Genomic DNA, 25,349 nt, shown 5'->3' with positions numbered 1-25,349 from the left:
GAGTTCTCAAGGAACGGACGCTTCCTTTGTACTCACCCTCGCGGGCTTTCCTCCGGGCTTTCGTTCTTCGTTCTTGCGTTTCCGACTCTATCAGAGTCAGTCTCGCTTGCTTTCCAGGTTCTTCGCTTTCGCGTTTTCCCTTTCCGGCGATTCCGACTCTATCAGATCCTTTCGGGCCTGACTCCCAGTCAGCGGGTTTCGCTGCTCGGGCTGTTGGGCCCTTGCGGCGAGTGAGACAGTAGCGGATTCCTTGCCTCCGAACCTAATCGGCGGCCGCGTCCGTGGACACGGATTCCTCATTCGCAAATACGCATGAAAACGAGACGACACAGTGCGTCGTTCGTTCGAATGTGTAGTGCGGAATGGCTGTCCGGGGACCGACCGGGGTCGGCGCTCACGTCGGACAACTCGAAGAACCTTACGGACCTCGGACACGCGTGTCAACCCCAGGACATGGGCCACCGGAAGGGCTAGCCTTGCCCCCATGACTACGCATGCGCTCACGTCCAGCCTTCGCTGGTGGGCCGCCTGACGGCGGCCGACCCACACGCGAGCACGCATGCGCTCACGGCCGCCGCTTCCGGCGGCCGTTTCTGTTTCTCCCCTCCCGGGAGTGGCTCGGTCGCCCGACGCGGCGGTCCCGACACCGACACAGCCACGAACAGGGAGACAGGACATGACGAGGATCTTCAGCGGGATCAAGCCGACCGGGCACCTGACGCTGGGGAACTACCTGGGAGCCCTGCGGCAGTGGGTCGCGGCCGACCAGCAGCCGGAAGAGGCGCTGTTCTGCGTCGTGGACCTCCACGCGCTGACCGTCGAGCACGATCCCGCACGGGTGCGCCGGCTCAGCAGGCAAGTGGCGACGCTGTTCCTCGCCTCCGGGCTGGACCCCGAGAAATGCACCCTGTTCCTGCAGAGCCACGTCGACGAGCACACCCGTCTCTCGTACGTCCTCGAATGCACCGCCACCGACGGCGAGATGCGCCGGATGATCCAGTACAAGGAGAAGTCCGCCCGGGCGCAGGCGTCCGGGGAGAGCGTACGGCTGTCGCTCCTGACGTATCCCGTGCTGATGGCCGCCGACATCCTCGCTTACGGGACCGAGGAGGTACCGGTGGGTGAGGATCAGCGGCAGCACGTGGAGCTGGCCCGCGATCTGGCGGTGCGGTTCAACCAGCGGTACGGGCACACGTTCACGGTGCCGAAGGTGACGCTGCCGAAGGTGGCCGCGCGGGTCATGGACCTTCAGGAGCCCACGTCGAAGATGGGGAAGTCCGGCGGTGCCGGGCCCGGAGTGGTGTTCATGCTGGACGAGCCCGGGGTGATCCGCAAGAAGGTCATGCGGGCGGTGACCGACAGCGGGGACGGCGGGGTCGTCTACGACCGGGAGGCGCGGCCGGGGGTCGCGAACCTGCTGGACGTACTGGCCGCCTGCACCGGCGGGGATCCGGCCGCGCTCGCGGAGCGGTACAGCGGGTACGGGGCGCTCAAGCGGGACGTGGCCGACGCGGTCGTGGAGCTGCTGCGGCCGGTGCAGGAGCGGCATGCCGAGCTGGCGGCCGATCCGGCGGCGGTGGAGAAGGTGCTGCGGGAGGGGGCCGGGCGGGCGCGGGAGCTGGCCCGGCCGGTCGTGGACCGGGCGTACCGGGCCATCGGGCTGCTGGAGGCCTGACCCTCATCGAGAGGTACGGGCTCCCGCTCGCCGCGGGGCCCGTACCCGTGGGTCGGCCGGGTCAGCTGTTGCCGGAGGCCAGTTCGCGGCTGCGGTCGCGGGCCGCTTCGAGGGCCGCGATCAGGGCGGCCCGTACGCCGTGGCGTTCGAGTTCCACGATCGCGTTGATGGTGGTCCCGGCCGGGGAGGTGACGGCCTCGCGGAGCTTGACCGGGTGCTCGCCGCTGTCCCGGAGCATCACCGCGGCGCCGATGGCGGCCTGCACGATGAGGTCGTGGGCCTGGGCGCGGGGCAGGCCGAGGAGGATGCCTGCGTCGGTCATCGCCTCGACGAGGAAGTAGAAGTAGGCGGGCCCGGAGCCGGAGAGGGCGGTGGCGGCGTCCTGCTGCGACTCGGGGACGCGCAGGGTCTTGCCGACACCGCCGAAGATCTCCTCGGTGTGGGCGAGGTGTGCGGCGGTGGCGTGGCTGCCGGCCGAGATGACGGACATGGCCTCGTCGACGAGGGCGGGGGTGTTCGTCATGACGCGGACGACGGGGGTGCCGGAGGCGAGCCGCTCCTCGAAGAAGGAGGTGGGGATGCCGGCGGCGCCGCTGATGACCAGGCGGTCGGCGGGAACGTGCGGGGCGAGCTCTTCGAGGAGCTTGCCCATGTCCTGCGGCTTGACGGTGAGGATGAGGGTGTCGGCGCGCTTGGCTGCTTCGGCGTTGCTCACGGCCTCGACGCCGTAGCGGGAGCGGAGCTCCTCGGCGCGTTCGGGGCGGCGGGCGGTGACGAGGAGTTTGGAGGCGGGCCAGCCGCCGCGGATCATTCCGCTGAGCAGCGCCTCGCCGATCTTGCCGGTACCGAGGACCGCGACTGTCTGGGTCATGCCCGTTTCACCTCGCCGAACTTTCTTGCACGTGTGCTGGCTTCTCCCTCCTCATCCTTGCACCCGCGCGCGCGGCGGCGAGGCCGTGTCCGCAGTACGGTCAGGCGCCGCGGTGGTCAGGGCGTACGGCGGCGGAGGGTGGCCGCGCCCAGTGCGAGCACCAGCAGGGCGCAGCCGGCCACGATGACGGCGTCGCGCACGAAGTCGGCGGTCATGTCGGTGTGGGTGAGGACCTGGGTCATGCCGTCGACGGCGTACGACATGGGCAGGACGTCGGAGAGGCCTTCGAGGACGGGCTGCATGGTGTCGCGCGCCGCGAACAGGCCGCACAGCAGGAGCTGCGGGAAGATCACGGCCGGCATGAACTGGACGGCCTGGAACTCGGACGCGGCGAAGGCGGAGACGAACAGGCCGAGGGCGGTGCCGAGGAGCGCGTCGAGCAGGGCGACGAGCAGGAGCAGCCAGGGCGAGCCGACGACGTCGAGGCCGAGGAGCCAGAGGGCGAGGCCGGTGGCGAGGAGGGACTGGACGACGGCGACGGCGCCGAAGGCGAGGGCGTAGCCGGCGATGAGGTCGCCCTTGCCCAGCGGCATGGCGAGGAGGCGTTCGAGGGTGCCGGAGGTGCGCTCGCGCAGGGTGGCGATCGAGGTCACCAGGAACATGGTGATGAGGGGGAAGATCCCGAGGAGGGACGCGCCGATGCTGTCGAAGGTCTGCGGGCTGCCGTCGAAGACGAAGCGCAGCAGCGTCAGCATCAGTACGGGGACCAGCAGCATCAGCGCGATGGAGCGCGGGTCGTGGCGCAGCTGGCGCAGGACGCGGGCGGCGGTGGCGGTGGTGCGGGCGGCGCTCATCGGGTGACCTCGGACTTCGCGTCGGCGTCGGCAGGGGCAGGGGCAGGGGTTTCGGCCTGGGCGCGGGCCTGGGCGTTCGCCTCGTCGACGAGGCGGAGGAAGCCCTCTTCGACGGTGGCGGAGCGCGTACGGGTGCGCAGTGCGTCGGGGGTGTCCTGGGCGAGGATGCGGCCCTCGCGCATGAGGAGCAGGTCGTGGCAGCGCTCGGCCTCGTCCATGACGTGGGAGGAGACGAGGATCGTGGCGCCGCGGGTGGCGGCGATGTCGTGGAAGAGGTTCCACAGGTCTCGGCGCAGGACGGGGTCGAGGCCGACGGTGGGCTCGTCGAGTACGAGGAGCTCGGGGGTGCCGAGGAGTGCGACGGCGAGGGATACGCGGCTGCGCTGGCCGCCGGAGAGGTTTCCGGCGAGGGCGCCGGCGCGGGTGGTGAGGTCCACGTCGGCGATGGCGCGGGTGACGGCGGCGCGGCGGAGGTCGGCGGCGGCGCGGCCCGGGTGGAGGACGGCGGCGAAGTAGTCGAGGTTCTGGCGGACGGTGAGGTCGTCGTAGACGGACGGGGCCTGGGTGACGTAGCCGATCCGGGAGCGGAGTTCGGGGTGGCCGGCGGGTCGGCCGAGGACGTCGAGGGTGCCGGTGACGTGGGCCTGGGTGCCGACGATGGAGCGCATGAGGGTGGATTTGCCGCAGCCGGAGGGGCCGAGGAGGCCGGTGATGCGGCCGCGGGGGACCTCGAAGGCGATGGAGTCGAGGACGGTGCGGGGGCTGCGGCCGGTGCCGCGGCGGACGGTGAGCCCGCGGGCGTGGATGGCGGGCGGGGCGGGCGGGGCGGAATCTCCGGGCGGCGACGCCTGCGGGTTATTCATCATGTGATGAATAATGCTCCTGGCTGTGCCGGGGCGTCAACAGGGAGGCTTCGAAGGGGCCGCCGGCCGCTACTTCTTGCGCTTGGGGCGGCGCGCGGCCGGGTTGCCCGTACGGGCGCTGCGGCGGCGGGCGAACTCGGCGGTGGCGCGCTCGTACTCGGCGCGGCGCAGCTTCTCGCCGGGAGCTTCGAAGAAGCAGCGAAGGAAGTACGCGATGAGGGAGCCGATGAAACCGATCGTCTTCAGACCCTTGAGGGCGGCCTCGTCGGAGGAGGGGGCCGGGCGGCGGCTGAAGGAGTCCCAGGTCTTGACGAAGGCGATGGAGCTGGCGATCGCGAAGAGGACGACGACGGAGATGCTGAGGAACGGGCCGACGTTGCCGATCTCCAGCCCCTCGTAGGAGAGGCGCAGCAGCACGGCCGCTGCGACGGCGGTGACGAGCGAGCCGGCGCCGATGGCGACGCGGCGCAGTGCGTAGCCGCCGTCGTGGTCCACCCAGGTGGTGCCGAAGAACCGGATCGGCTCGGGCTCGGGCCCGGTGGGAGCCGGCGCCGCCGGGGTCTGCCCGGCGGGGGCCGGTTCGGCTGGGGTCAGGTCTCGCTGGTCTTCGTCGCTCACATCAGCGATTATCCCCCGCCGGGCCGGGCGGGCCGGGAGTGTCTCACGTGGCAGACGGGCGGCCGGGGAGACCGCACCGGACCCCCGGACCCCCGGACCGCCGGCCCCCGGACCGCCGGACCACCCGGACCACCCGGACCCCCGATCCCCCCGGACCCCCGCACGCGGCAGACCGCCCCGGGCCGCTGGCCGGGGATCAGCTGCAGCGGTTGGCCACGTAGCCGTCGCTGCCCGTCTTCACGTACGCGTCGGAGACGAAGCGGCCGTTGCCGATGCAGTCCCAGATGTCCGACGTGCCGTACGGGCCCGAGACGGTGGTGCCGTCACACTGGCAGCGGATCCCGACGGTCGCCCCGTACGGCAGGGTGTCGACGATCGTGTAGTTCGTCCCCGGGCCGCTGCGGACGTTCACGCGGTAGCCCGGAGCGACGGGAAATGTCGGGAATCCCGAGCCCCCGGCGAGGCTCTGGACTTGGCTGGAATCGTTCTCCACGGACATGTTGAAATCTCCCCCCATGGGTGTTGCCGTGCGCAACTCGCGCAGGGTAGCAGGACCCTTGGAGATTCGTACGGCCCATCGACTAGGCTCCGGCGGGGGTGGTTGAGCGGTGCATTCGCTGCGCGCGGACTACGTGGGCTTTCCTGAGTACGCCGGCCAGTACCGGCTGGAATCGGTGCTCGGGTCCGGCGGGATGGGCGTCGTCCATCTGGCCACCTCCGGTTCGGGGCTGAAACTCGCCGTCAAGATCGTGCATGCCGAGCATGCGGTCGATCCGGAGTTCCGGGCCCGGTTCCGGCAGGAGGTCGCCGCCGCCCGGCAGGTGAGCGGAGCGTTCACCGCGCCCGTCGTGGACGCCGATCCGGATGCCGAACGGCCGTGGATGGCCACCCTGTTCATCGACGCCCCGACGCTGGCCGAGCGCGTGCGGGAGCGGGTGCTGGACCCGGCCGAACTGGCCCGGCTCGCCGCCGGGCTGGCGGAGGCCCTGCGGGACATCCACCGGGTGGGGGTGGTCCACCGGGACCTGAAGCCCAGCAACGTGCTGATGGCCCCGGACGGGGTCCGGGTCATCGACTTCGGCATCTCGCGGCCGGCGGACAGCGATCTGCGGACCGAGACGGGAAAGCTGATCGGGACGCCGCCGTACATGGCACCGGAGCAGTTCCAGCGGCCGCGGGAAGTGGGCTCGGCGGCGGACGTGTTCGCGCTGGGCGCCGTACTCGTGCACGCGGCCACGGGGCACGGGCCGTTCGACTCCGACAGCCACTACCTGGTGGCGTACCAGGTGGTGCACGCCGAACCCGATCTGAGCGGGCTGCCGGAGCGGCTCGTACCGCTGGTGGCGCGGTGCCTGGCGAAGGAGCCCGCGGACCGGCCCACCGCGGAGGAACTGATCGCGGAGATGCGGGCGGTGGCGTACCCGACCTCCGAGGACACGCAGGTCTTCGTCTCGCAGCCCCGGCGGCCGGTCGAGGAGGTCACGCACGCGCGGGAGCGGATCCCCGTCGAAGAGCCCGCCGCCGCCGGCCGGGGGCGGCGCGGGTCCCGGGCGGTGGTGGCCGCCGCGGTCGGGTTGCTGCTGGCGGGCGGGGCCGTGGGCGGGTACCTGCACTTCGGGCCGGGTGCCGGGACTCCGGGGCCGGTCGGGGGGAAGGCGGACCGGGCGACGGCCGCGGCTCCGGCGAAGCCGTTCGTACCGTGGACGGTCGCGCTGGGCGAGCCGGGGGCCGGCAATCGGACCGGCTCCTGCTCGTGGGGGGATGCAGCGGCCGCGCTGTACTGCGCGGGGCCGGGGGTGGCGGTGGCGCGGCTCGACCCGGCGAACGGGTCGGTCGTGTGGTCGCTGAAGGCGACCGGCGCCGGCACCCGTACCGCGGGGGACAGCGCGCCGCTGCACGCGGGCGGGCTGGTGCTCGTGGTCGAGCCGGGCGCCGGGACGCTGCGGGCGCTGGATCCGGGGACGGGCGCCGAGCGCTGGCAGCGCAAGCTGCCGGACGGTACGCGGGCGGTGGCGGCGGGCGCGCAGGTGCTGCTCGCTCCGCCGAACGGGAACGTGACGGCGCTGGACGCCGCGAGCGGCGCGCCGCGGTGGACGAAGCAGCTCGGCGGGGTCGGTTCGCTCTGGTGGGGCGGTGGCCCTGTCCCGGGCGGTGCACCCGTCGCGGGCGGTGGCCCGGTCGTGTACGTGTCCACGCCGGACAGCGGTGGCGGGAGCTCGCAGCTGCTGGCGGTGGATCCGGCGAGCGGGACCGTGCACTGGCAGCTGCGGACGGCGGGGCGGCTGCGGCCGGTCGGGGCCGCCCGGGGCGGGCTCTGCCTGCTGGACACCGACGCGGACGGCAAGACGGGCACGGTGGTCCGGGTGGACTCGGCGACGCAGGCGGTACGGCGGGTCCGGCTGTCGGTGCCGCTGTTCGACACGGAGGCGGCGGTGGGCGCGGACGGCGTGGTGTACGCCGTCGGGGCCACGGGCGCGCTGATCGCGGTCGGCGCGGAGCGGGAGCAGTGGCGGCTGGAGACGGGCCTGGCCGCGGCGTCCCGCCCGGTGGCGGCCGACGGCCGGATCCTCCTGACCGCGCCGGACGGGCGGCTGCTGGCCGTGGAGGCCGGGAGCGGCCGGCTGATGGGCCAGACGCGGCCGCGCCCGACCGACGGCCGGGCCGGCTTCACGGCGACGCTCCCGTCCCCGGTCCCGGCCGAAGGCCGCGTCTACGGAACGTCCCCGGACGGCTCGATCTTCGCGGTCGACGCGACCGACCCGACGCGCTGGTGAGCGGATCCGACCCCGCCGGGGACTCCCGGCGGGGTGCGGAGGGGATGCGGTGCCCCGGGTGACGGGCGGCGCCGCCGACCGCGGGCGGGATGCCGGCGGGATCCGGCCGAGCCGTCAGACGCCCAGCTTCGACACGTCGCGCACCGCGCCCTTGTCGGCGCTCGTGGCCATCGCCGCGTACGCGCGCAGTGCCGCCGAGACCTTGCGCTCGCGGTTCTTCGGGGCGTAGACGCCGCCGAGGGCCGCGTGGCGGGCGGCCAGCGTGGCCTCGTCCACCAGCAGTTCGATCGAGCGGTTCGGGATGTCGATCCGGATGCGGTCGCCGTCCTCGACGACGGCGATGTCGCCGCCCGAGGCCGCCTCCGGGGAGGCGTGGCCGATGGACAGGCCCGAGGTGCCGCCGGAGAAGCGGCCGTCCGTGACCAGCGCGCAGACCTTGCCGAGCCCGCGCCCCTTCAGGAACGAGGTCGGGTAGAGCATCTCCTGCATGCCGGGGCCGCCGCGCGGGCCCTCGTAGCGGATGACGACCACGTCGCCCGCCTTGATCTCCTTGCGGAGGATCTTGTCGACCGCCTCGTCCTGCGATTCGCAGACGACCGCCGGGCCCTCGAAGGTCCAGATCGACTCGTCGACGCCGGCCGTCTTCACGACGCACCCGTCGACCGCGATGTTGCCGCGCAGCACCGCCAGGCCGCCGTCCTTGGAGTACGCGTGCTGCACCGACCGGATGCAGCCGCCCTCGGCGTCCAGGTCGAGGGTGTCCCAGCGCTCGGACTGTGAGAAGGCGGTGGCGGAGCGCACGCAGCCGGGGGCCGCGTGCCACAGCTCCATGGCCGTCTCGCTCGCCGTGCCGCTGCGCGCGTCCCACTTCGCCAGCCAGTCCTCCAGGTTCTCGGAGTGGACCGTCGTGACGTCCTTGTTCAGGAGCCCGCCGCGGTGCAGCTCGCCGAGGATGGCGGGGATGCCGCCGGCCCGGTGGATGTCCTCCATGTAGTACGTGCCGCCGGGCGCCACGTTCGGCGCGACCTTGGCCAGGCACGGGACCCGCCTCGACACCTCGTCGATGTCGGTGAGGTCGTACTCCAGGCCCGCCTCCTGCGCGGCGGCGAGCAGGTGCAGGATCGTGTTCGTCGAGCCGCCCATGGCGATGTCGAGGGCCATGGCGTTCTCGAAGGCCTGGCGGGTGGCGATGGAGCGCGGCAGGACCGAGTGGTCGTCCTGCTCGTAGTACCGCTTGGTGATCTCGACGACCGTCCGGCCGGCGTCCTCGTACAGGGCGCGGCGGGCGGTGTGCGTGGCGAGGACCGAGCCGTTGCCGGGGAGGGCGAGGCCGATGGCCTCGGCGAGGCAGTTCATCGAGTTGGCGGTGAACATGCCGCTGCACGACCCGCAGGTCGGACAGGCGTTCTCCTCGATGCGCAGCACGTCCTCGTCGGAGACGTTCTCGTTGGAGGCGTCGACCATGGCGTCGATCAGGTCCAGCTTGCGGACGGTGCCGTCGACGAGGACGGCCTGGCCGGCCTCCATCGGGCCGCCGGACACGAACACGACGGGGATGTTGAGGCGCATGGCGGCCATCAGCATGCCGGGCGTGATCTTGTCGCAGTTGGAGATGCAGATGAGCGCGTCGGCGCAGTGCGCCTCGACCATGTACTCCACGCTGTCCGCGATCAGGTCGCGGGAGGGCAGGGAGTACAGCATGCCGCCGTGGCCCATGGCGATGCCGTCGTCGACCGCGATGGTGTTGAACTCGCGCGGGATCGCGCCGGCGGCGCGGATGGCGTCGGAGACGATCCTGCCGACGGGGGCCAGGTGGGTGTGGCCGGGCACGAACTCGGTGAAGGAGTTCGCGACGGCGATGATCGGCTTCCCGATGTCCGCGCTCGCTACGCCCGACGCACGCATAAGGGCGCGTGCGCCCGCCATGTTGCGGCCGTGGGTGACGGTGCGGGACCTCAGCTCGGGCATCGGGTTCACTCCCCATGAGTACGGTGGCGTTCGCACGCCCGCCGCGACTGTGCATGACTGTGGATATGGCTCGGTTACGAGGCTACGCTCCTGGCCCGCGATGCGGACAGGCGGTCCGCATGTCGATACGGGCGGCTCATTCCTCGGTCAGATAGCGCTGGAGCGCGGGCGCGACGAGGACGACGATGTCCTCCGGATCCGCGGACGCGAGGGGCTCGACCTGGACCACGTACCGCAGGAGCGCGATGCCGATCATGTGCGAGGCGGCGAGCTCGGCGCGGAAGGTGGGGTCGGGGACGTCGAGGTCGGCCGCCACCCGCTCCAGGACCCGGCGCAGGACCAGCCGCCGCAGCACCGCCGCCGCGGCCTCGTGGGTGAGGGCGGAGCGGATGACGGCGAGGAGCGGGGCCCGGCTGGCCGGGTTCTCCCAGATGCCCAGGAAATAGCGGGCCAGCCGCTCCCCGATGCCCTCGGGGCCCTCCCCCACGATCAGGGGGACGACGAGGGCGGGCTCCATCGTGAGCTCGATGGCGGCGGCGAAGAGGTCGTCCTTGCTGCCGAAGTAGTGGTGGACCAGGGCCGGGTCCACGCCGGCCACCTTCGCGACGCCGCGTACGGACGTCTTGTCGTACCCGCGCTCGGCGAACACCTCGCGGGCGGCGAGCCGGATGCGCTCCTGGGTGCCGGGGCCCTCGTCGGCCTCGTCCTGGCGGGGCCGGCCGGGGCCGCGGCGCGGCTTGGCGGGTTCCGTCATGGGCGCGGGGTCCTGACCGGGGAGCCGGTGGGACGGGTCGCGAGGTGCAGGCGGGTGAAGGCCAGGGCCTCGGCGAGGTCGGCCTCGCGCTCGGCGGAGGACATCGCGCGGCGGGTGTTGACCTCGATGACGACGTGCCCGTCGAAGGAGGTGCGGGCGAGCCGCTCCAGCAGCTCGGCGCACGGCTGCGTCCCCCGTCCCGGAACCAGGTGCTCGTCCTTCGCGGAGCCGTTTCCGTCGGCGAGGTGCACGTGCGCGAGCCGGTCCCCCATGCGGTCGATCATGGCGGTGGCGTCGGTCCGCGCGGTCGCCGTGTGCGAGAGATCGACGGTGAAATGCCGGTAGTCGTCCTTGGTGACGTCCCACTCGGGGGCGTAGGCCAGCATCTCCCGGTCCCGGTAGCGCCACGGGTACATGTTCTCGACGGCGAACCGGACGTCGGTCTCGTCGGCCATCCGCCAGATGCCTTCGACGAAGTCCTTGGCGTACTGCCGCTGCCAGCGGAAGGGCGGGTGGACGACGACGGTGGAGGCCCCCAGCCGCTCGGCCGCGGACTGAGCCCGCTGGAGCTTGGTCCAGGGGTCGGTGGACCACACCCGCTGCGTGATGAGCAGACACGGCGCGTGCACGGCGAGGATCGGCACCCCGTACTGGTCGGACAGCCGCCGCAGGGCGTCGACGTCCTGGCTGACCGGGTCCGTCCAGACCATCACCTCGACACCGTCGTACCCGAGGCGCGCGGCGATCTCGAACGCGGTGGCCGTCGACTCCGGGTAAACGGACGCAGTCGAAAGCGCCACTTTCGCACTCGGGATCCGAACAGGTTCTGCCACGGGGACAGGGTACGGGCCCCGGCCCGGAAGGACCGTGACGCCCACCACCCCGCTCACACCGGCGCTACGACGGCAAGTGGTCCAGGCGGCGGAGGATCACGCCCTCCCTCAGGGCCCAGGGGCAGATCTCGAGTTCGTCCACTCCGAACAGGTCCATCGCGCCCTCCGCGACCAGGGCTCCCGCCAGGAGCTGCGCCGCGCGGCCGTCCGAGACGCCCGGGAGGGCGGAGCGCTGGGCCGTGGTCATCGCCGCCAGGCGCGGCACCCACTCCTCCAGGGACTTGCGCGTCAGGTCCCGCTGGACGTACAGCCCGTCCGCCGAGCGGGCCGCGCCCGCGATGCGGGCCAGCTGGCGGAACGTCTTCGACGTGGCCACCACGTGGTCCGGCGCCCCGAAGCGGCTGAACTCGCCGACCGTACGGGCGATCTGGGCCCGCGCGTGCCGCCGCAGGGCCCGTACGTCCGCGGGGTCCGGCGGGTCGCCCGGCAGCCAGCCCTTGGTGAGGCGGCCCGCGCCCAGCGGCAGCGAGACCGCGGCGTCCGGGTCCTCGTCGATGCCGTACGCGATCTCCAGCGAGCCCCCGCCGATGTCGAGCACCAGCAGCTTGCCCGCGGACCAGCCGAACCAGCGCCGGACGGCGAGGAACGTCAGCCGCGCCTCGTCCTCACCGCTCAGGATCGGCAGGTCGACGCCCGTCTCGGCCAGCACCCTGGCCAGGACCTCGTCCGCGTTCGTGGCCTCCCGCACGGCGCTGGTCGCGAAGGGGACGACGTCCTCGCAGCCCTTGTCCTCGGCGGCCTGCGCCGCCCCGCCGATCACCGCGACGAGGCGCTCGATGCCCTCCGGGGTGACCGCTCCGCGCTCGTCGAGCAGCTCCGCGAGCCGCAATTCCACCTTGTGCGAGTGCGCCGGCTGCGGGCGCGCGCCGGGGTGCGCGTCCACCACCAGCAGATGGATCGTGTTCGAACCCACATCGAGGACACCGAGTCTCATACGAGGAAACGCTACTGTGCGGCTGGAGTATGGGTGAGGTAAGGGGCCCTTAGGCTTGGGTTTGTGCCAAATACGAAGAAGGCCAACAAGTCCAACAAGCCCGATAAGGCGAAGAAGGCCAAGGCCTCCGCCAAAGGCTCCGTCGCCGCCCCCCGTGATGACGAGAAGGGGCTCGACTTTCCCCGGGCCTGGGTGGAGTTCCCCGACCCCGCCGACGCCGAGCAGGTCTTCCGCTGCGACCTGACCTGGCTGACCTCACGCTGGACGTGCATCTTCGGCAGCGGCTGCCAGGGCATCCAGGCCGGCCGGGCCTCCGACGGCTGCTGCACCCTCGGCGCGCACTTCTCGGACGAGGACGACGAGAGGCGGGTGGCCGAGCACGTGGCGCGGCTGACCCCCGAGCTGTGGCAGTTCCACGACGTCGGCAGCGAGACCGGGTGGACGCAGGCCGACGACGACGGGGAGAAGCAGACCCGCCGCTGGGACGGCGCCTGCATCTTCCTCAACCGGCCCGGCTTCCCCGCCGGGGCGGGCTGTTCGCTGCACATCCTGGCGCTCAAGAGCGGCCAGGAGCCGCTGGAGACCAAGCCGGACGTGTGCTGGCAGCTGCCGATCCGCCGGACCTACGAGTGGATCGACCGGCCCGACGACACCCGCGTGCTCCAGGTGTCGATCGGCGAGTACGACCGGCGCGGCTGGGGCCCGGGCGGCCACGACCTGCACTGGTGGTGCACGTCGGCGACGTCCGCGCACGGCGCCGGTGATCCGGTGTACGTGTCGTACCGTCCCGAGCTGACCGAGCTGATGGGCAAGGAGGGGTACGAGGCCCTCGTGAAGCTCTGCGAGGCACGGCTGTCCTCGCTGCTGCCCATGGCTCCGCACCCCGCCGACCCGGTCGGCCCGGCCGCCCCGTAGCCCAAGGGCCTACGAGGGCCCCGGCCCGCCCGGATCCGCCGGCGGGCCAACCGTTCCTCCTGGTCCCCCTGTTCCTCCTGTTCCTCCTGAGGCGCTCGCCGTCGGGGTCGGTGTGGGGGTCGGGGTCGGCGTGGCGCTCGGCGCCGGGGTGTCCGTCGGCTTCGGCGTGGGCGTCGGGGTCGGCGTCGGGTCCCCGGGCTCCGGCGGCGGGGTGGGCGCCGGACGGCCGCGCCCCTGGATGGAGATCACCGCGCCGCCCGGATCCACCCCGATCCGGGCGGACCAGGCACCGACCGGCTGGGCATCCGCGTCGACGGTGATCCACACGGTGAACGATTCCCCGGGAGCCAGCGTCCCCGCGCTCCTGCTCGCCCGCAGCCACGGCGCGTCGGACCACAGCTGCCAGTCCACCGGGGCCCCGCCGGAGGCGGTCAGCGTGAGCATGGTCGTGCCCCCGTGCGAGGAGGCGGCGACGGAGAGCCGTCCGGGGTTCCCGGGCCGGCCGTCGGGGGCGGCGGGCGCCCCGGTACTGATCACCTCCACCGATACGTCCGAGCCGTCCGGGTCGGCGGCGCCCCGGCCGAAGCCGGGCTCGCCCGTGGTGTGCGCGGTGTTGCCCGCGTTCTCGTACGCGCGCAGCGGGCGGCCGTCCTGCCGCAGGGCCGGGATCTCGGACTCGCTCGCGGAGATCCGGGTGGCGTCCGCTCCGACGGACTCGCCGGTCTCCGGCGCACCGCGGTACGCCGCCCACAGCGCGATCACCGGGGCCGCGACGACCGTGGCCACGACGGTCGTCGTCACCGCCCGGGCCCGCAGCCGGTCGCGGCGGGCGGCGCGGTCGCGGGGGTCCATCGGGAAGCCGGTGCGGTCGAAGCGCGGTCCGGGGCGGCGCCCGCGTCGGCCGCCGGAGCGGACCATGGCCGCGCGGACGGCGGTGCGCGGGGCGGGGACCAGCGGGAGGGCCGCGTCGATCCCGCCGGTGCCGGGCCAGGGGGCGGCGGCGTCCACGCGTTCGGCGACGCGTCGGCAGCGCGGGCAGTCGTCGACGTGGCGGACCAGCTCGGCGCGCAGGGTGGTGGACAGCAGCACCTGCCCGTCGCCTTCTCCGGTGAGCCGGGACACGGAGGGGCAGCCGCCCGTCTCGACCACGGCGAGGGCCGCACGGGTCCGCTCCACCTCGCAGGCGGCGCCGGCCAGCAGCTCGCGGGCGAGGGCGGGGGGCGTACCGAGGACGGCGGCGAGTTCGGGGACGCCGAGGCGGTGGCGGACGGCGAGTTCGAGGGCCTCGCGCTGGGCGGGCGTGGTCCCGGCGGCCTCGGGCCAGGCGAGCCGGGCCAGCTCGGTGCGCCGGTACGCGGACACGTCCAGGGAGCCGGCTGCGGATCCGGGGCCGGACCCGGCGCCGGAACGGTACTCCTGCGGCGCGCGCTCGGCGTCCGTGCGCTCCGGCGTGCGCCGGGCGGAATGCGCTCCCACCCGGCTCCGCCGGTACTCCGCCAGCCGCCGCAGGCAGCCCCAGCGGGCGAGGGCGTACAGCCAGGCCCGGCGGTCGCCCTCGTCGGGACAGCGGCCCGGGTACCGCTCGGCGACGGCGAGCACCTCGGCGAGCACGTCCGTGGCGGCGTCGTGGTCGCAGAGCACCGACAGGCAGTAGGTGAACAGGCCGTCCAGGTACGGCTCGTGCCGGAACGGGGGCGGCGACTGGGACGGCTGTCCTTCCTCAGTGCCTCCGGATCCCCCGGCGCCTCCGGCGCCCCCGATGCCTCCGGACCCCCCGGTGCCTCCGGCGCCCCCGGTGCCATGGGGGCCCGTGGGGGGCGTGCGCCCGTGCGCCCGGTGTGCGCCGGTGCGCGGGGCAGGGCTCTCCTGATTGCTGCTGTTCACCCTGGCGAAGGTAGGCGGCACGCCGGTGACGGCCGTGAAGCCTTCAGCTGTTTTAGCCCTTACGGGTGAACAGATCGAACGTCTGCTGACCGCGGCCCTGACGCCGTGCCCTCCGCCGGGCCGACCGCCGCTCCCCCCGCCGGGCGGCCCGCGCTGTCACAGGCGCCGGATACCGTGGGCCGCATGGCTGCCCGTACATCTCGTTCATCCGCCAAGGACCGGCCGTCCTACCGCTGCTCCGAGTGCGGGTACACGACCGCGAAATGGCTCGGGCGGTGCCCCGAGTGCCAGGCGTGGGGCACCGTCGAGGAGATGGGCGGCGCGCCCGCCGTACGGACCACCGCCGCCGGCCGGGTCTCCGCGCCCGCGCTCCCGATCGCGCAGGTCGACGGCCGGACCGCGACCGCCCGCAGCACCGGCGTCGACGAACTGGACCGGGTGCTGGGCGGCGGGCTCGTACCCGGCGCCGTCGTGCTGCTGGCCGGCGAGCCGGGCGTCGGGAAGTCGACGCTGCTGCTCGACGTCGCGGCGAAGGCGGCCAGCGAAGCGCACCGCACCCTCTACGTCACGGGCGAGGAGTCGGCGAGCCAGGTGCGGCTGCGGGCCGACCGGATCAACGCGCTGAACGACCACCTCTTCCTCGCCGCCGAGACCGACCTGTCCGCCGTGCTGGGCCACCTCGACGCCGTACGGCCCTCGCTGCTGATCCTGGACTCCGTACAGACCGTCGCCTCGCCCGAGATCGACGGCGCGCCCGGCGGCATGGCCCAGGTCCGCGAGGTGGCCGGGGCCCTGATCCGCGCCTCCAAGGAGCGCGGAATGGCCACCCTGCTGGTCGGGCACGTCACCAAGGACGGGGCGATCGCCGGCCCCCGCCTGCTGGAGCACCTCGTCGACGTGGTCCTCAGCTTCGAGGGCGACCGCCACGCGCGCCTGCGCCTCGTGCGCGGCGTGAAGAACCGGTACGGCGCCACCGACGAGGTCGGCTGCTTCGAACTGCACGACGAGGGGATCACCGGGCTCGCCGATCCGAGCGGGCTGTTCCTGACCCGGCGCGCGGAGGCCGTGCCCGGCACCTGCCTGACGGTGACGCTGGAGGGCAAGCGCCCGCTGGTCGCCGAGGTGCAGGCGCTGACCGTGGACTCGCAGATCCCCTCGCCCCGGCGGACCACCTCGGGCCTGGAGACCTCGCGCGTCTCGATGATGCTGGCCGTGCTGGAGCAGCGCGGCCGGATCACCGCGCTCGGCAAGCGCGACATCTACTCGGCCACCGTGGGCGGGGTGAAGCTGACCGAGCCGGCCGCCGACCTGGCGATCGCCCTCGCGCTGGCCTCGGCGGCGAGCGACGTCCCGCTGCCGAAGAACCTCGTCGCGATCGGCGAGGTCGGGCTCGCGGGCGAGGTGCGGCGGGTGACGGGCGTGCAGCGGCGGCTCGCCGAGGCGCACCGGCTCGGCTTCACGCACGCGCTGGTGCCGGGCGATCCGGGGAAGGTGCCGGCCGGGATGAAGGTGACCGAGGTCGCGGACATGGGCGACGCGCTGCGGGTGCTGCCGCGCGGGCGTTCGCGGGCGGCCGCCAAGGAATAGCGGGCGGGTAGCCGCTGGTGAGCGGGGTGCGAGGGGGCCCGTACGGGGTCCCGCGGGGGCGCACCTGGCCAAGCCACGGCGGGGCCGCAGCGCACGCCGGTAGACTTTGTGCTGGTCCGCCCGGCCGTACGCAGGCGGCGCAACCCGCGACCGGAGGAGTGCAGTGGCAGCCAAGGACGGGGCAGCAGCACCCGGGAAGTCCGGCGCGAGCTCCAAGCACGACGCGCTGATGCGTGCCTCGCTGAGTGCGGTCGCCCCCGGTCAGCCCCTGCGCGACGGCCTGGAACGGATCGTCCGCGGCAACACGGGCGGCCTGATCGTCCTCGGCATGGACAAGGCCGTCGAAGCGATGTGCACGGGCGGTTTCGTCCTGGACGTGGAGTTCACCGCGACCCGGCTGCGCGAGCTGTGCAAGCTCGACGGTGCGCTGATCCTGGACAAGGACCTCACCAAGATCCTGCGGGCCGGCGTCCAGCTGGTGCCGGACGCGTCGATCCCGACGGAGGAGACGGGCACCCGTCACCGCACCGCGGACCGCGTCTCGAAGACGTGCGGGTTCCCCGTCGTCTCGGTGTCGCAGTCGATGCGGCTGATCGCGCTGTACGTGGACGGGGAGCGGCGGGTCCTGGAGGAGTCCGGGGCGATCCTGTCGCGGGCGAACCAGGCGCTGGCCACGCTGGAGCGGTACAAGCTCCGCCTGGACGAGGTCGCCGGGACGCTGTCCGCGCTGGAGATCGAGGACCTGGTCACGGTGCGCGACGTGACGGCGGTCGCGCAGCGGCTGGAAATGGTGCGCCGCATCGCCACGGAAATCGCTGAATACGTGGTCGAGCTGGGCACGGACGGACGACTGCTGTCGCTCCAGCTGGACGAGCTGACGGTCGGGATCGAGCAGGAGCGGGAGCTGGTGATCCGGGACTACGTTCCGGAGCCGACCGCGAAGCGCTCGCGCACGGTGGAGGAAGCGCTGCCGGCGCTGGACGCGCTGACGCATCCGGAGCTGCTGGAGCTGGCGATCGTGGCGCGGGCCCTGGGGTACACGGGCTCGCCCGAGACGCTGGACTCGGCGGTGTCCCCGCGGGGGTACCGGCTGCTGGCGAAGATTCCGCGGCTGCCGGGGGCCATCATCGAGCGGCTGGTGGAGCACTTCGGCGGCCTGCAGAAGCTGCTGGCCGCGTCGGTGGACGACCTCCAGGCCGTGGACGGCGTCGGCGAGGCCCGCGCCCGGAGCGTCCGCGAGGGGCTGTCCCGCCTCGCGGAGTCCTCGATCCTCGAACGGTACGTCTGATCCCCTGACGCGGCCCTCGCACCGCCCGGCGTCGCGGTGCCGGGGCCCGGTCCGGGGCCGGTCCGGGGCCCGGTCCGGGGCCCGGTCCGGCTCCGGGTCCGCGGGGTTCAGTCCTGCTTGAGCACGAACGAGGTCCGGGCGACCGGCATGCCCGGGGACTTGACCTCGACCACGTAGGTGTCCGCGACCGCGGCCCCCGCCGGAGGCGTCTGGCACTGGTCGGGGGCGCTGAACTTGCGGTCCCACTCCAGCGACTGCTTCGTCTCGCCCTGCGCCGGGACCCGGAAGAAGGCGTTGCCCGCGCCCGGCGGGCAGTCCGCCGAGGACCACACCGCCTTGCTCGTGCTGGCCTGGAGGATGGTCAGGACGGCCTGCTTCGGGCCGAGGTCGACCTTGCAGGTCGTGCCGGACACATTGCGCGCGACCAGTTCGAGGCGGGGCTTCTCGCTCGTCTCGTACTCGTTCTTCACGCTCTTGACCTCCCACTGCAGCCCGCCCGGGGCGCAGGTGGGGAGGGGGGAGTCCGCAGGGACCTGGGGCCCGCCGCCGCCCGTGCCGCCGCTGCCGCCGGCACCTGCGACACCGCCCGAAGCGGAACCCGAGCCCGAACTGCCGCCCGGCTCGCCGTTCTTGCCGGTGCCGCCGCCCGACTCGGCGCGCCCGCCCGGCGCCTGACTGATCGCCGGACCCGTCCCCGCCGGCCCCGGGGTGATCGACGTGACGGGCTTGGGCCCCTTGTCGCCGCCCTTGCCGTTCGTACTCGACCTGCCCCCACCGGAACTGACGGTCCATACGGCGAGGAGCGCGAGGAGCGCGACGACGGACGCCAGCACAGCCCTCCGTCGCCAGTAGATGGAGGAGGGGAGCGGCCCGACCGGATTGCGCATAGATCCCACGGACGGAACTTTACGAGAGTCCGCGGCCCGATCCGCGCCCCACATGCCGCGCAACCGGCTTGTTTTGCCGATGATCATCCTGCGGAGGGACCGGGGACCATCGAGAACCGGCCAAGAGTCCGACGCCGGATTTGATCGGCTTTGAGTACGGTCGGTGAGTATGGACTCCTCCGGCCTCTACCGCGAAATAACCGATTCCGCCCGCTCCGCACCCGGCTGGGTGCAGTCGGCGTTCGAGGTCTGGACGGAGTACGGACTCCTGCTCTTCGGTCTGCTCTTCTTGGCCGTGTGGTGGCGGGCGCGCACCCGGACGGGCCCGCGGGCCCTCGCCGTCGCCCTCGTCGCGCCGCTCGCCACCGCCCTCGCGTACGCCGTCTCCGAGCTCGTGAAGTCCGCCGTGGACGAGGAACGGCCTTGTCGGGCGGTCGCCGGGGCCGCCGCCCCGCTCATCACCTGCCCCGCCCCCGGCGACTGGTCGTTCCCCAGCAACCACTCCGCCATCGCGGGCGCCGCCGCCGTCGCGCTCGCCCTCGCCCTGCCCCGCCTCGCGCTCGCGGCCGTCCCGCTCGCGGTGCTGATGGCCTTCTCCCGGGTCTTCGTGGGCGTCCACTACCCGCACGACGTACTGGCCGGGCTGTTGCTCGGAGGGGCGCTCGCCGCGCTCGCCGTCCCGGCCCTGACCGGTCCGATCAGTACGATCACCGCCGCCATGCGGGCGAGCGGGGGGCGCGCCGCTGTCTGGTTCACCGGCCCGGGCCCCGCGCGGCGGCCCTGAAACGTGCCAGGATGCCGTTGCCATGACTGCATCCACCAGCCCTTCCCCCCAGACGTCCCCCGACGCGTCCCACGCGCTGCACTCCCCGGTCATCGCCTGGTTCGACGAGCACGCCCGCGACCTGCCCTGGCGCCGCCCCGAGGCCGGCCCCTGGGGGGTCATGGTCAGCGAGTTCATGCTCCAGCAGACCCCCGTCAACCGGGTCCTGCCGGTGTACGAGCAGTGGCTCGCCCGCTGGCCGCGCCCCGCCGACCTGGCCGCCGAGGCCCCCGGCGAGGCCGTACGGGCCTGGGGGCGGCTCGGCTACCCGCGGCGGGCCCTGCGCCTGCACGGCGCGGCCGTCGCGATAACGGAGCGGCACGGGGGCGACGTACCGCGGGAGCACGCGCAGCTCCTCGCGCTGCCCGGGATCGGCGAGTACACGGCGGCGGCCGTGGCCTCCTTCGCGTACGGGCAGCGGCACGCCGTGCTCGACACCAACGTGCGGCGGGTCTTCGCCCGCACCACCACCGGCGTCGAGTACCCGCCGAACGCCACCACCGCGGCCGAGCGGCGCCTGGCCCGGACGCTGCTGCCCGAGGACGAGGACACCGCGGCGCGCTGGGCGGCGGCCTCGATGGAACTCGGCGCCCTGGTGTGCACCGCCAAGTCCCCGGACTGCGCCCGCTGCCCGGTGGCCGGGCTGTGCGCGTGGCGCCTCGCCGGGAAGCCGGCCCACGACGGGCCGCCGCGGCGCGGGCAGACGTACGCGGGAACCGACCGGCAGGTGCGCGGCAAGCTCCTCGCGGTGCTGCGCGACGCGGTCGGGGCCGTTCCGCAGGCCGTGCTCGACACGGTCTGGGACGAACCGGTGCAGCGGGCCCGGGCACTGGACGGACTGGTCTCCGACGGACTGGTCGAGCCGCTCGCGGCGGGGCTGTACCGGCTGCCGCAGGGCACCCCCGCGAACACCCCGACGAGCCCCTCCGCGAGCACCCCCGCAAGCTGAGCCGGAGATTCCGTTTATCCCGGCGAAACCCCAGCTCACGGCTCTGTTACACAACCTATGGGTGTCCGTGCGCCCACCGAAGGCTGGCTCGCACAGGCCCGTGACAACCCGTCCGTACCTTCAGATCCGTAAGGCGAGAGGCGACGGACGAGCGGTTGCACGGGACGGAGGCGGTCTGAGATGGCGCACGGCGAGGTACTCGGATTCGAAGAGTACGTACGCACTCGGCAGGACGCCCTCCTGCGCAGTGCCCGGCGCCTGGTCCCGGACCCCACGGACGCGCAGGACCTGCTGCAGACCGCCCTCGTGCGCACGTACGGCCGTTGGGACGGCATCGCCGACAAGTCCCTCGCCGACGCCTACATGCGCCGCGTCATGATCAACACCCGTACCGAGTGGTGGCGCGCCCGCAAGCTCGAAGAGGTCCCCACCGAGCAGCTGCCGGACGCCTCCGTCGAGGACGGCTCCGACCAGCGCGCCGACCGGGCCCTGCTGATGGACATCCTCAAGGTGCTCGCGCCCAAGCAGCGCAGCGTGGTCGTGCTGCGGCACTGGGAGCAGATGAGCACCGAGGAGACCGCCGCTGCTCTCGGGATGTCTGCGGGTACTGTGAAGAGCACCCTGCACCGCGCACTGGCCCGTCTCCGGCAGGAACTGGAGAGCCGGGATCTGGACATGCGGGCGCTGGAGCGCGGTGACCACCGCGGTGACCACACCATCCGGTACGAGGGGCGTGAGCGGTGCGCGGCCTGAACGGCCAATGCCTGAGGGGCAGAAGTTCGCTGGTGCTGATGTCGGCGGGGACGGTCGTCCTCGTCGGCACTGTGCTGTTCGCCGCCGGTTGCAGCGCCGGCGGGACGGGCTTGCGTGACGGCGGGCCCGCACACACCGACCCCGTGTCCAAGAGCGGTTCGCCGACGTCCACCCCGCCCGACCACGTCCCGGCCACGACCGGCGCGTCGGGCAAGCCCTCGAAGAAGGTCGACCCGGTCGCGCTGCTCCAGGCGGACCCCAAGGTCAGCGCCGAGGTCAAGCGGGACCTCAAGCCCTGCGCGGGCAAGGACTACCCGATCGACGTGAGCTACGGGAAGGTCACCGGGAACTCCGTCGTCGACATCGTCGTCAACGTGCTGTCCTGCGCCGACGCGCTGGGGCGGGGCTCCTACGTGTACAGGTCGGAGGGCGGGACGTACGAGAATGTGTTCTCGGACGAGCAGCCGCCCGTCTACGCGGAGATCGACCGGGGCGACCTGGTGGTCACCAGGCCGGTGTACGGCAAGAGCGACGCGCTCGCGTACCCGTCCGGCGAGGACGTGATCACGTACCGCTGGAGCGGGGAGAAGTTCGCCGAGCAGGACCGCGTGCACACCGACTACAGCAACATCGACGGCGGGGCCCAGCCCGCCCCCGCCGTCACTCAGAAGAACTAGCAGCGAGCGAGGCTCCGCATGGCCGAGACCCATGTCCTGTTCGTGGAGGACGACGACGTCATCCGTGAGGCCACGACCCTGGCGCTGGAACGCGACGGGTTCGTGGTCACGGCCATGCCCGACGGCCTGTCCGGCCTGGAGTCCTTCCGGGCCAACCGCCCGGACATCGCCCTGCTCGACGTGATGGTGCCCGGCATGGACGGCGTGAGCCTGTGCCGCCGGATCCGCGACGAGTCCACCGTCCCGGTGATCATGCTGTCGGCGCGCGCCGACTCCATCGACGTGGTCCTCGGCCTGGAGGCGGGCGCCGACGACTACGTCACCAAGCCCTTCGACGGCTCGGTCCTCGTCGCCCGCATCCGCGCGGTGCTGCGCCGCTTCGGCCACGCGGGCGGCCCGCAGAACGGCCGCCCGGGCGCACACGACGAGGACGGCTCCGAGGAGCGCGGGGTGCTGGCCTTCGGCGACCTGGAGGTCGACACCGAGGGCATGGAGGTCCGCAAGGCCGGCGCCCCGGTGGCGCTGACGCCGACCGAGATGCGGCTGCTGCTGGAGTTCTCCTCCGCGCCCGGCACCGTTCTCTCCCGCGACCGCCTGCTGGAGCGGGTCTGGGACTACGACTGGGGCGGTGACACCCGCGTCGTGGACGTCCACGTCCAACGGCTGCGCACCAAGATCGGACAGGACCGGATCGAAACGGTCCGGGGATTCGGATACAAGCTGAAGGCATGAGGCGCTTCACCCTCCGTACGGGGATCCGCTGGAAGATCACGCTCGCCATCGCCGCCGTCGGCGCGCTCGTCGCCGTGGCACTGAGCCTGGTCGTGCACAGCGCTGCCCGCGTGTCGATGCTGGAGAGCGCGCGCGAGGCCCAGCTGGCGAACGTGAACGTCATCGCCCGCTTCGTCGAGGCCGGGCGCAAGCCCGTCCTCGGGGCGAAGGTCAACGACCCCGAACTCCCCGCCGCGCTGCGCGAGAAGGCGCGGTCGGGGCGGCGCGGCACGTACATCCAGGAGTCGAGCAAGGGCGTGCCCGAGGTGTGGGCCGCGGTGCCGCTCGGGAACGGGCAGGTGCTGTCGCTGCACAACGAGTTCAAGGAGAGCGCCAACATGGTGCGCGACCTGGACCGGGCCCTGGTCGTCGGGTCGATCTCCGTCGTGGTCGCGGGCGCCGCGCTCGGCGTGCTCATCGGCGGGCAGATCTCGCGCCGGCTGCGCAAGGCCGCGGCCGCCGCGCAGCGGGTGGCGCACGGGGATCCCGACGTACGGGTGCGGGACGCGGTCGGCGGCGTCGTACGGGACGAGACCGACGACCTCGCGCGGGCCGTGGACGCCATGGCCGACGCGCTCCAGCAGCGGCTTGAGGCCGAGCGGCGGGTGACCGCTGACATCGCGCACGAACTGCGGACCCCGGTGACGGGCCTGCTGACGGCGGCGGAGCTGCTGCCTCCGGGCCGGCCGACGGAGCTGGTGCGGGACCGGGCGCAGGCGATGCGGGTGCTGGTCGAGGACGTACTGGAGGTGGCCCGGCTGGACAGCACGTCCGAGCGGGCGGAGCTGCAGGACGTGGCGCTGGGCGAGTTCGTGAGCCGGCGGGTGACCGCGCTGATGCCGGAGGCCTCGGTACGGGTGGTCGCGGACGAGATCGTCAGCACCGACCCGCGGCGGCTGGAGCGGATCCTGGGCAACCTGCTGGCCAACGCGGCGCGGTACGGGCAGCCGCCGGTCCAGGTCGACATCGAGGGCCGGGTCGTACGCGTCCGGGACCACGGGCCGGGCTTCCCGGAGGCGCTGCTGCGCGAGGGGCCGAGCCGGTTCCGCACCGGGTCCACGGACCGGGCGGGCGTCGGGCACGGGCTGGGGCTGACCATCGCGGAGGGCCAGGCGCGCGTACTGGGGGCCCGGCTGACGTTCCGCAACGTGGCGGCTCCGGGCGGCGTGGACCGCGAGGGCGCGGCGGCGGGCGCGGTGGCGGTGCTGTGGCTGCCGGAGCACGCGCCGACGGCGACCGGCAGCTTCCCGATCATCAACCTGCCGGAATAGGGGCGTTGGGGCGGACCGGAACCGGGCCCGCCGCCATGGCGCGATCCGACCGGGACCGGGCCGTACCCGCGTGCGGGCCGGTGTTCTAGCATCCCTGGATGACCGACGGTACGAATCCCCCCAGCAGCCCGCAGCCCCAGCCCGCCCCGGGGAACGGGGGCTACGGGTTCCCGCCCGCCCCGTCGGCCCCCGGGGCCGGCTACGGCTACCCGCCCGGCGCTCCGGCCCAGGACGGCGGCGGTGGCTTCGGCCCGGCCCCGCAGCAGTGGGCCCAGGGGCTCCCGGACATGGGTGCGCCCGTGCAGCCGGGCGCACCGGGCGGTCCCGGCTTCCCCGGCGCCCCCGGGCCGTTCGCCCCGGCGCCGGACCAGCCGGACTGGGAGGCCATGGCGGACCGCTCCGCGGCCGAGAAGCGCAAGAAGCGGCTGTGGATGATCGGCGGCGCGGTGACCGTACTGGCGCTGCTCGCCGGCGGAGGAACGTTCCTTCTGATGGGCGGCGACGACAAGGGCGGGAACGAGGCGGTGGACGACAAGCCGTCCCCGACCCTGTCGGCCTCGCCCTCCCCCAGCGGATCGAAGACCAAGGCGCCGGTCGACAACACCCCGACCGTCAAGGACGACCCGACGCAGATCCGGGACCGCAGCGGCAAGTCCCCGCTGAAGATGGGCACCGACGCCGGGGTCTTCCCGATCGAGAAGCGCTTCGAGATCCGCACGAAGGGCAACGAGAACTCGTACGCCGAGTCCCAGAAGGCCGTGGTGGACACGGGCAAGAGCTTCACCGTCTCGGCGCACGTCTGGAACCGGGCCCCGAAGGGGCGCCAGATCGCCGTCAGCCAGGGCAACGAGAAGTCGTTCTCGTTCGAACTGGGCCTGGACCAGGTGAACGGCAAGCCGACCTGGGTCTTCCGCGTCCAGACCGGCGACCAGGGGGCGGAGGCGACCGCGGTCACCGTGACCGGCGAGAGCCCGAAGATGGAGAAGACCTTCTCCACCCTGACCGGTACCTACGACGCCGAGCGCAAGCAGATCGCCCTCTACGTCAACGGGAAGAAGACCGGCGAGGCCCCCGTCCCCGGAATCTTCCAGGCGCAGGGACCGCTGCAGCTGGCCCGCTCACGGCACGAGGACAAGTGGACCGCGCCGTGGAACGGGGCCATGGAGACCGTGCACACCTACGGATCGGCGCTCTCGCCCGCCCAGATCGACACGTTCAAGCCGGGCCGCATCGACGCGAAGACGAAGCCGACCGGCTCCTGGCTCCTGTACTGACCCCGGCCGCGGGGACGCCGGGGTCAGACGGCCACACCGGGGTCAGACGGTCACGCCGGGGTCAGA

The 25,349-nt window shown here is 73.2% G+C and carries 23 protein-coding genes; 12 read left to right on the top strand and 11 right to left on the bottom strand.

Annotated features, from left to right (window positions below):
* Positions 1–676 precede the first annotated feature (676 nt).
* Positions 677–1,675: a tryptophan--tRNA ligase gene (trpS, locus tag ACFYXV_RS33500; protein ID WP_389384974.1), complete on the top strand. Its 999-nt coding sequence runs from the start codon at positions 677–679 to the stop codon at positions 1,673–1,675.
* Positions 1,676–1,736: 61 nt separating this feature from the next.
* Here the strand turns inward: trpS and proC are convergent, their stop codons facing one another.
* The 5 genes from proC to ACFYXV_RS33475 form a co-directional block, all read right to left on the bottom strand.
* Positions 1,737–2,546, bottom strand: a complete 810-nt coding sequence (gene proC / locus ACFYXV_RS33495) for a pyrroline-5-carboxylate reductase (RefSeq protein ID WP_053688690.1) — start codon at positions 2,544–2,546, stop codon at positions 1,737–1,739.
* Between the two features lie 116 nt (positions 2,547–2,662).
* Entirely contained in the window at positions 2,663–3,400 is a 738-nt protein-coding gene (locus ACFYXV_RS33490) for an ABC transporter permease (protein WP_389384973.1), read from the bottom strand.
* A complete protein-coding gene (locus tag ACFYXV_RS33485) occupies positions 3,397–4,266 on the bottom strand; it encodes an ABC transporter ATP-binding protein (RefSeq protein WP_389384972.1) in 870 nt (289 codons plus the stop codon). The genes ACFYXV_RS33490 and ACFYXV_RS33485 overlap by 4 nt, the downstream gene beginning before the upstream one ends.
* A 66-nt stretch (positions 4,267–4,332) precedes the next feature.
* A complete protein-coding gene (locus ACFYXV_RS33480; RefSeq protein WP_385475708.1) occupies positions 4,333–4,881 on the bottom strand; it encodes a hypothetical protein in 549 nt (182 codons plus the stop codon).
* A gap of 196 nt (positions 4,882–5,077) precedes the next feature.
* Positions 5,078–5,380: an SH3 domain-containing protein gene (locus ACFYXV_RS33475; RefSeq protein WP_383339720.1), complete on the bottom strand. Its 303-nt coding sequence runs from the start codon at positions 5,378–5,380 to the stop codon at positions 5,078–5,080.
* 109 nt (positions 5,381–5,489) lie between these two features.
* Here ACFYXV_RS33475 and ACFYXV_RS33470 point away from each other — a divergent pair, with 109 nt between their 5' ends.
* The gene (locus tag ACFYXV_RS33470; protein ID WP_389384971.1) at positions 5,490–7,655 is read left to right on the top strand and encodes a protein kinase; all 2,166 of its coding nucleotides are present in this window, start codon (positions 5,490–5,492) and stop codon (positions 7,653–7,655) included.
* A gap of 114 nt (positions 7,656–7,769) precedes the next feature.
* On the opposite strand, the gene ilvD is transcribed toward ACFYXV_RS33470, so the two are convergent.
* From ilvD to ACFYXV_RS33450, 4 genes are all read right to left on the bottom strand, one after another.
* Positions 7,770–9,623, bottom strand: a complete 1,854-nt coding sequence (gene ilvD, locus ACFYXV_RS33465; protein WP_030867837.1) for a dihydroxy-acid dehydratase — start codon at positions 9,621–9,623, stop codon at positions 7,770–7,772.
* 136 nt (positions 9,624–9,759) lie between these two features.
* Positions 9,760–10,377, bottom strand: a complete 618-nt coding sequence (locus tag ACFYXV_RS33460) for a TetR family transcriptional regulator (RefSeq protein WP_385475703.1) — start codon at positions 10,375–10,377, stop codon at positions 9,760–9,762.
* A complete protein-coding gene (locus ACFYXV_RS33455) occupies positions 10,374–11,210 on the bottom strand; it encodes a sugar phosphate isomerase/epimerase family protein (RefSeq protein ID WP_383339710.1) in 837 nt (278 codons plus the stop codon). The genes ACFYXV_RS33460 and ACFYXV_RS33455 overlap by 4 nt, the downstream gene beginning before the upstream one ends.
* Positions 11,211–11,274: 64 nt before the next feature.
* Complete coding sequence (locus ACFYXV_RS33450; protein WP_385475701.1) at positions 11,275–12,204, bottom strand: Ppx/GppA family phosphatase; 930 nt, start codon at positions 12,202–12,204, stop codon at positions 11,275–11,277.
* 63 nt (positions 12,205–12,267) lie between these two features.
* Between ACFYXV_RS33450 and ACFYXV_RS33445 the strand changes: the two genes are divergently transcribed.
* Positions 12,268–13,119: a hypothetical protein gene (locus tag ACFYXV_RS33445; protein ID WP_385475699.1), complete on the top strand. Its 852-nt coding sequence runs from the start codon at positions 12,268–12,270 to the stop codon at positions 13,117–13,119.
* Between the two features lie 9 nt (positions 13,120–13,128).
* Here the strand turns inward: ACFYXV_RS33445 and ACFYXV_RS33440 are convergent, their stop codons facing one another.
* On the bottom strand, positions 13,129–15,003 hold the full coding sequence (locus ACFYXV_RS33440) for a hypothetical protein (RefSeq protein WP_389384970.1): 1,875 nt from the start codon (positions 15,001–15,003) through the stop codon (positions 13,129–13,131).
* A gap of 183 nt (positions 15,004–15,186) precedes the next feature.
* Here ACFYXV_RS33440 and radA point away from each other — a divergent pair, with 183 nt between their 5' ends.
* Together radA and disA are read left to right on the top strand one after the other, a co-directional pair.
* Positions 15,187–16,590, top strand: coding sequence for a DNA repair protein RadA (radA, locus tag ACFYXV_RS33435; protein ID WP_385475695.1), 1,404 nt, complete (start codon positions 15,187–15,189; stop codon positions 16,588–16,590).
* A gap of 163 nt (positions 16,591–16,753) precedes the next feature.
* The gene (gene disA, locus ACFYXV_RS33430) at positions 16,754–17,878 is read left to right on the top strand and encodes a DNA integrity scanning diadenylate cyclase DisA (RefSeq protein ID WP_383339693.1); all 1,125 of its coding nucleotides are present in this window, start codon (positions 16,754–16,756) and stop codon (positions 17,876–17,878) included.
* 107 nt (positions 17,879–17,985) lie between these two features.
* Here the strand turns inward: disA and ACFYXV_RS33425 are convergent, their stop codons facing one another.
* Positions 17,986–18,765, bottom strand: a complete 780-nt coding sequence (locus ACFYXV_RS33425; protein ID WP_389384975.1) for a hypothetical protein — start codon at positions 18,763–18,765, stop codon at positions 17,986–17,988.
* Positions 18,766–18,934: 169 nt separating this feature from the next.
* Here ACFYXV_RS33425 and ACFYXV_RS33420 point away from each other — a divergent pair, with 169 nt between their 5' ends.
* From ACFYXV_RS33420 to ACFYXV_RS33390, 7 genes are all read left to right on the top strand, one after another.
* The gene (locus ACFYXV_RS33420) at positions 18,935–19,549 is read left to right on the top strand and encodes a phosphatase PAP2 family protein (protein ID WP_385475691.1); all 615 of its coding nucleotides are present in this window, start codon (positions 18,935–18,937) and stop codon (positions 19,547–19,549) included.
* 22 nt (positions 19,550–19,571) lie between these two features.
* Positions 19,572–20,537, top strand: coding sequence for an A/G-specific adenine glycosylase (locus ACFYXV_RS33415; protein WP_385475689.1), 966 nt, complete (start codon positions 19,572–19,574; stop codon positions 20,535–20,537).
* 180 nt (positions 20,538–20,717) lie between these two features.
* On the top strand, positions 20,718–21,290 hold the full coding sequence (locus ACFYXV_RS33410; RefSeq protein ID WP_048478496.1) for a SigE family RNA polymerase sigma factor: 573 nt from the start codon (positions 20,718–20,720) through the stop codon (positions 21,288–21,290).
* 38 nt (positions 21,291–21,328) lie between these two features.
* Positions 21,329–21,967 (top strand): hypothetical protein, encoded by a 639-nt coding sequence (locus tag ACFYXV_RS33405; protein ID WP_383339685.1) that lies wholly within the window; start codon positions 21,329–21,331, stop codon positions 21,965–21,967.
* An 18-nt stretch (positions 21,968–21,985) separates the two neighbouring features.
* Positions 21,986–22,699: a two-component system response regulator CseB gene (gene cseB / locus ACFYXV_RS33400; RefSeq protein WP_385475684.1), complete on the top strand. Its 714-nt coding sequence runs from the start codon at positions 21,986–21,988 to the stop codon at positions 22,697–22,699.
* Positions 22,696–24,009: a two-component system sensor histidine kinase CseC gene (gene cseC / locus ACFYXV_RS33395; protein WP_385475682.1), complete on the top strand. Its 1,314-nt coding sequence runs from the start codon at positions 22,696–22,698 to the stop codon at positions 24,007–24,009. The genes cseB and cseC overlap by 4 nt, the downstream gene beginning before the upstream one ends.
* A 98-nt stretch (positions 24,010–24,107) precedes the next feature.
* Positions 24,108–25,283: a LamG-like jellyroll fold domain-containing protein gene (locus ACFYXV_RS33390; protein WP_389384969.1), complete on the top strand. Its 1,176-nt coding sequence runs from the start codon at positions 24,108–24,110 to the stop codon at positions 25,281–25,283.
* Positions 25,284–25,349 lie beyond the last annotated feature (66 nt).

Origin of the sequence: Streptomyces sp. NPDC002181, from assembly GCF_042890485.1 — a bacterium.
Lineage (GTDB): Bacteria > Actinomycetota > Actinomycetes > Streptomycetales > Streptomycetaceae > Streptomyces.
Note: the sequence above shows the minus strand (reverse complement) of the source record. Positions and strands in the feature narration are given on the sequence as shown.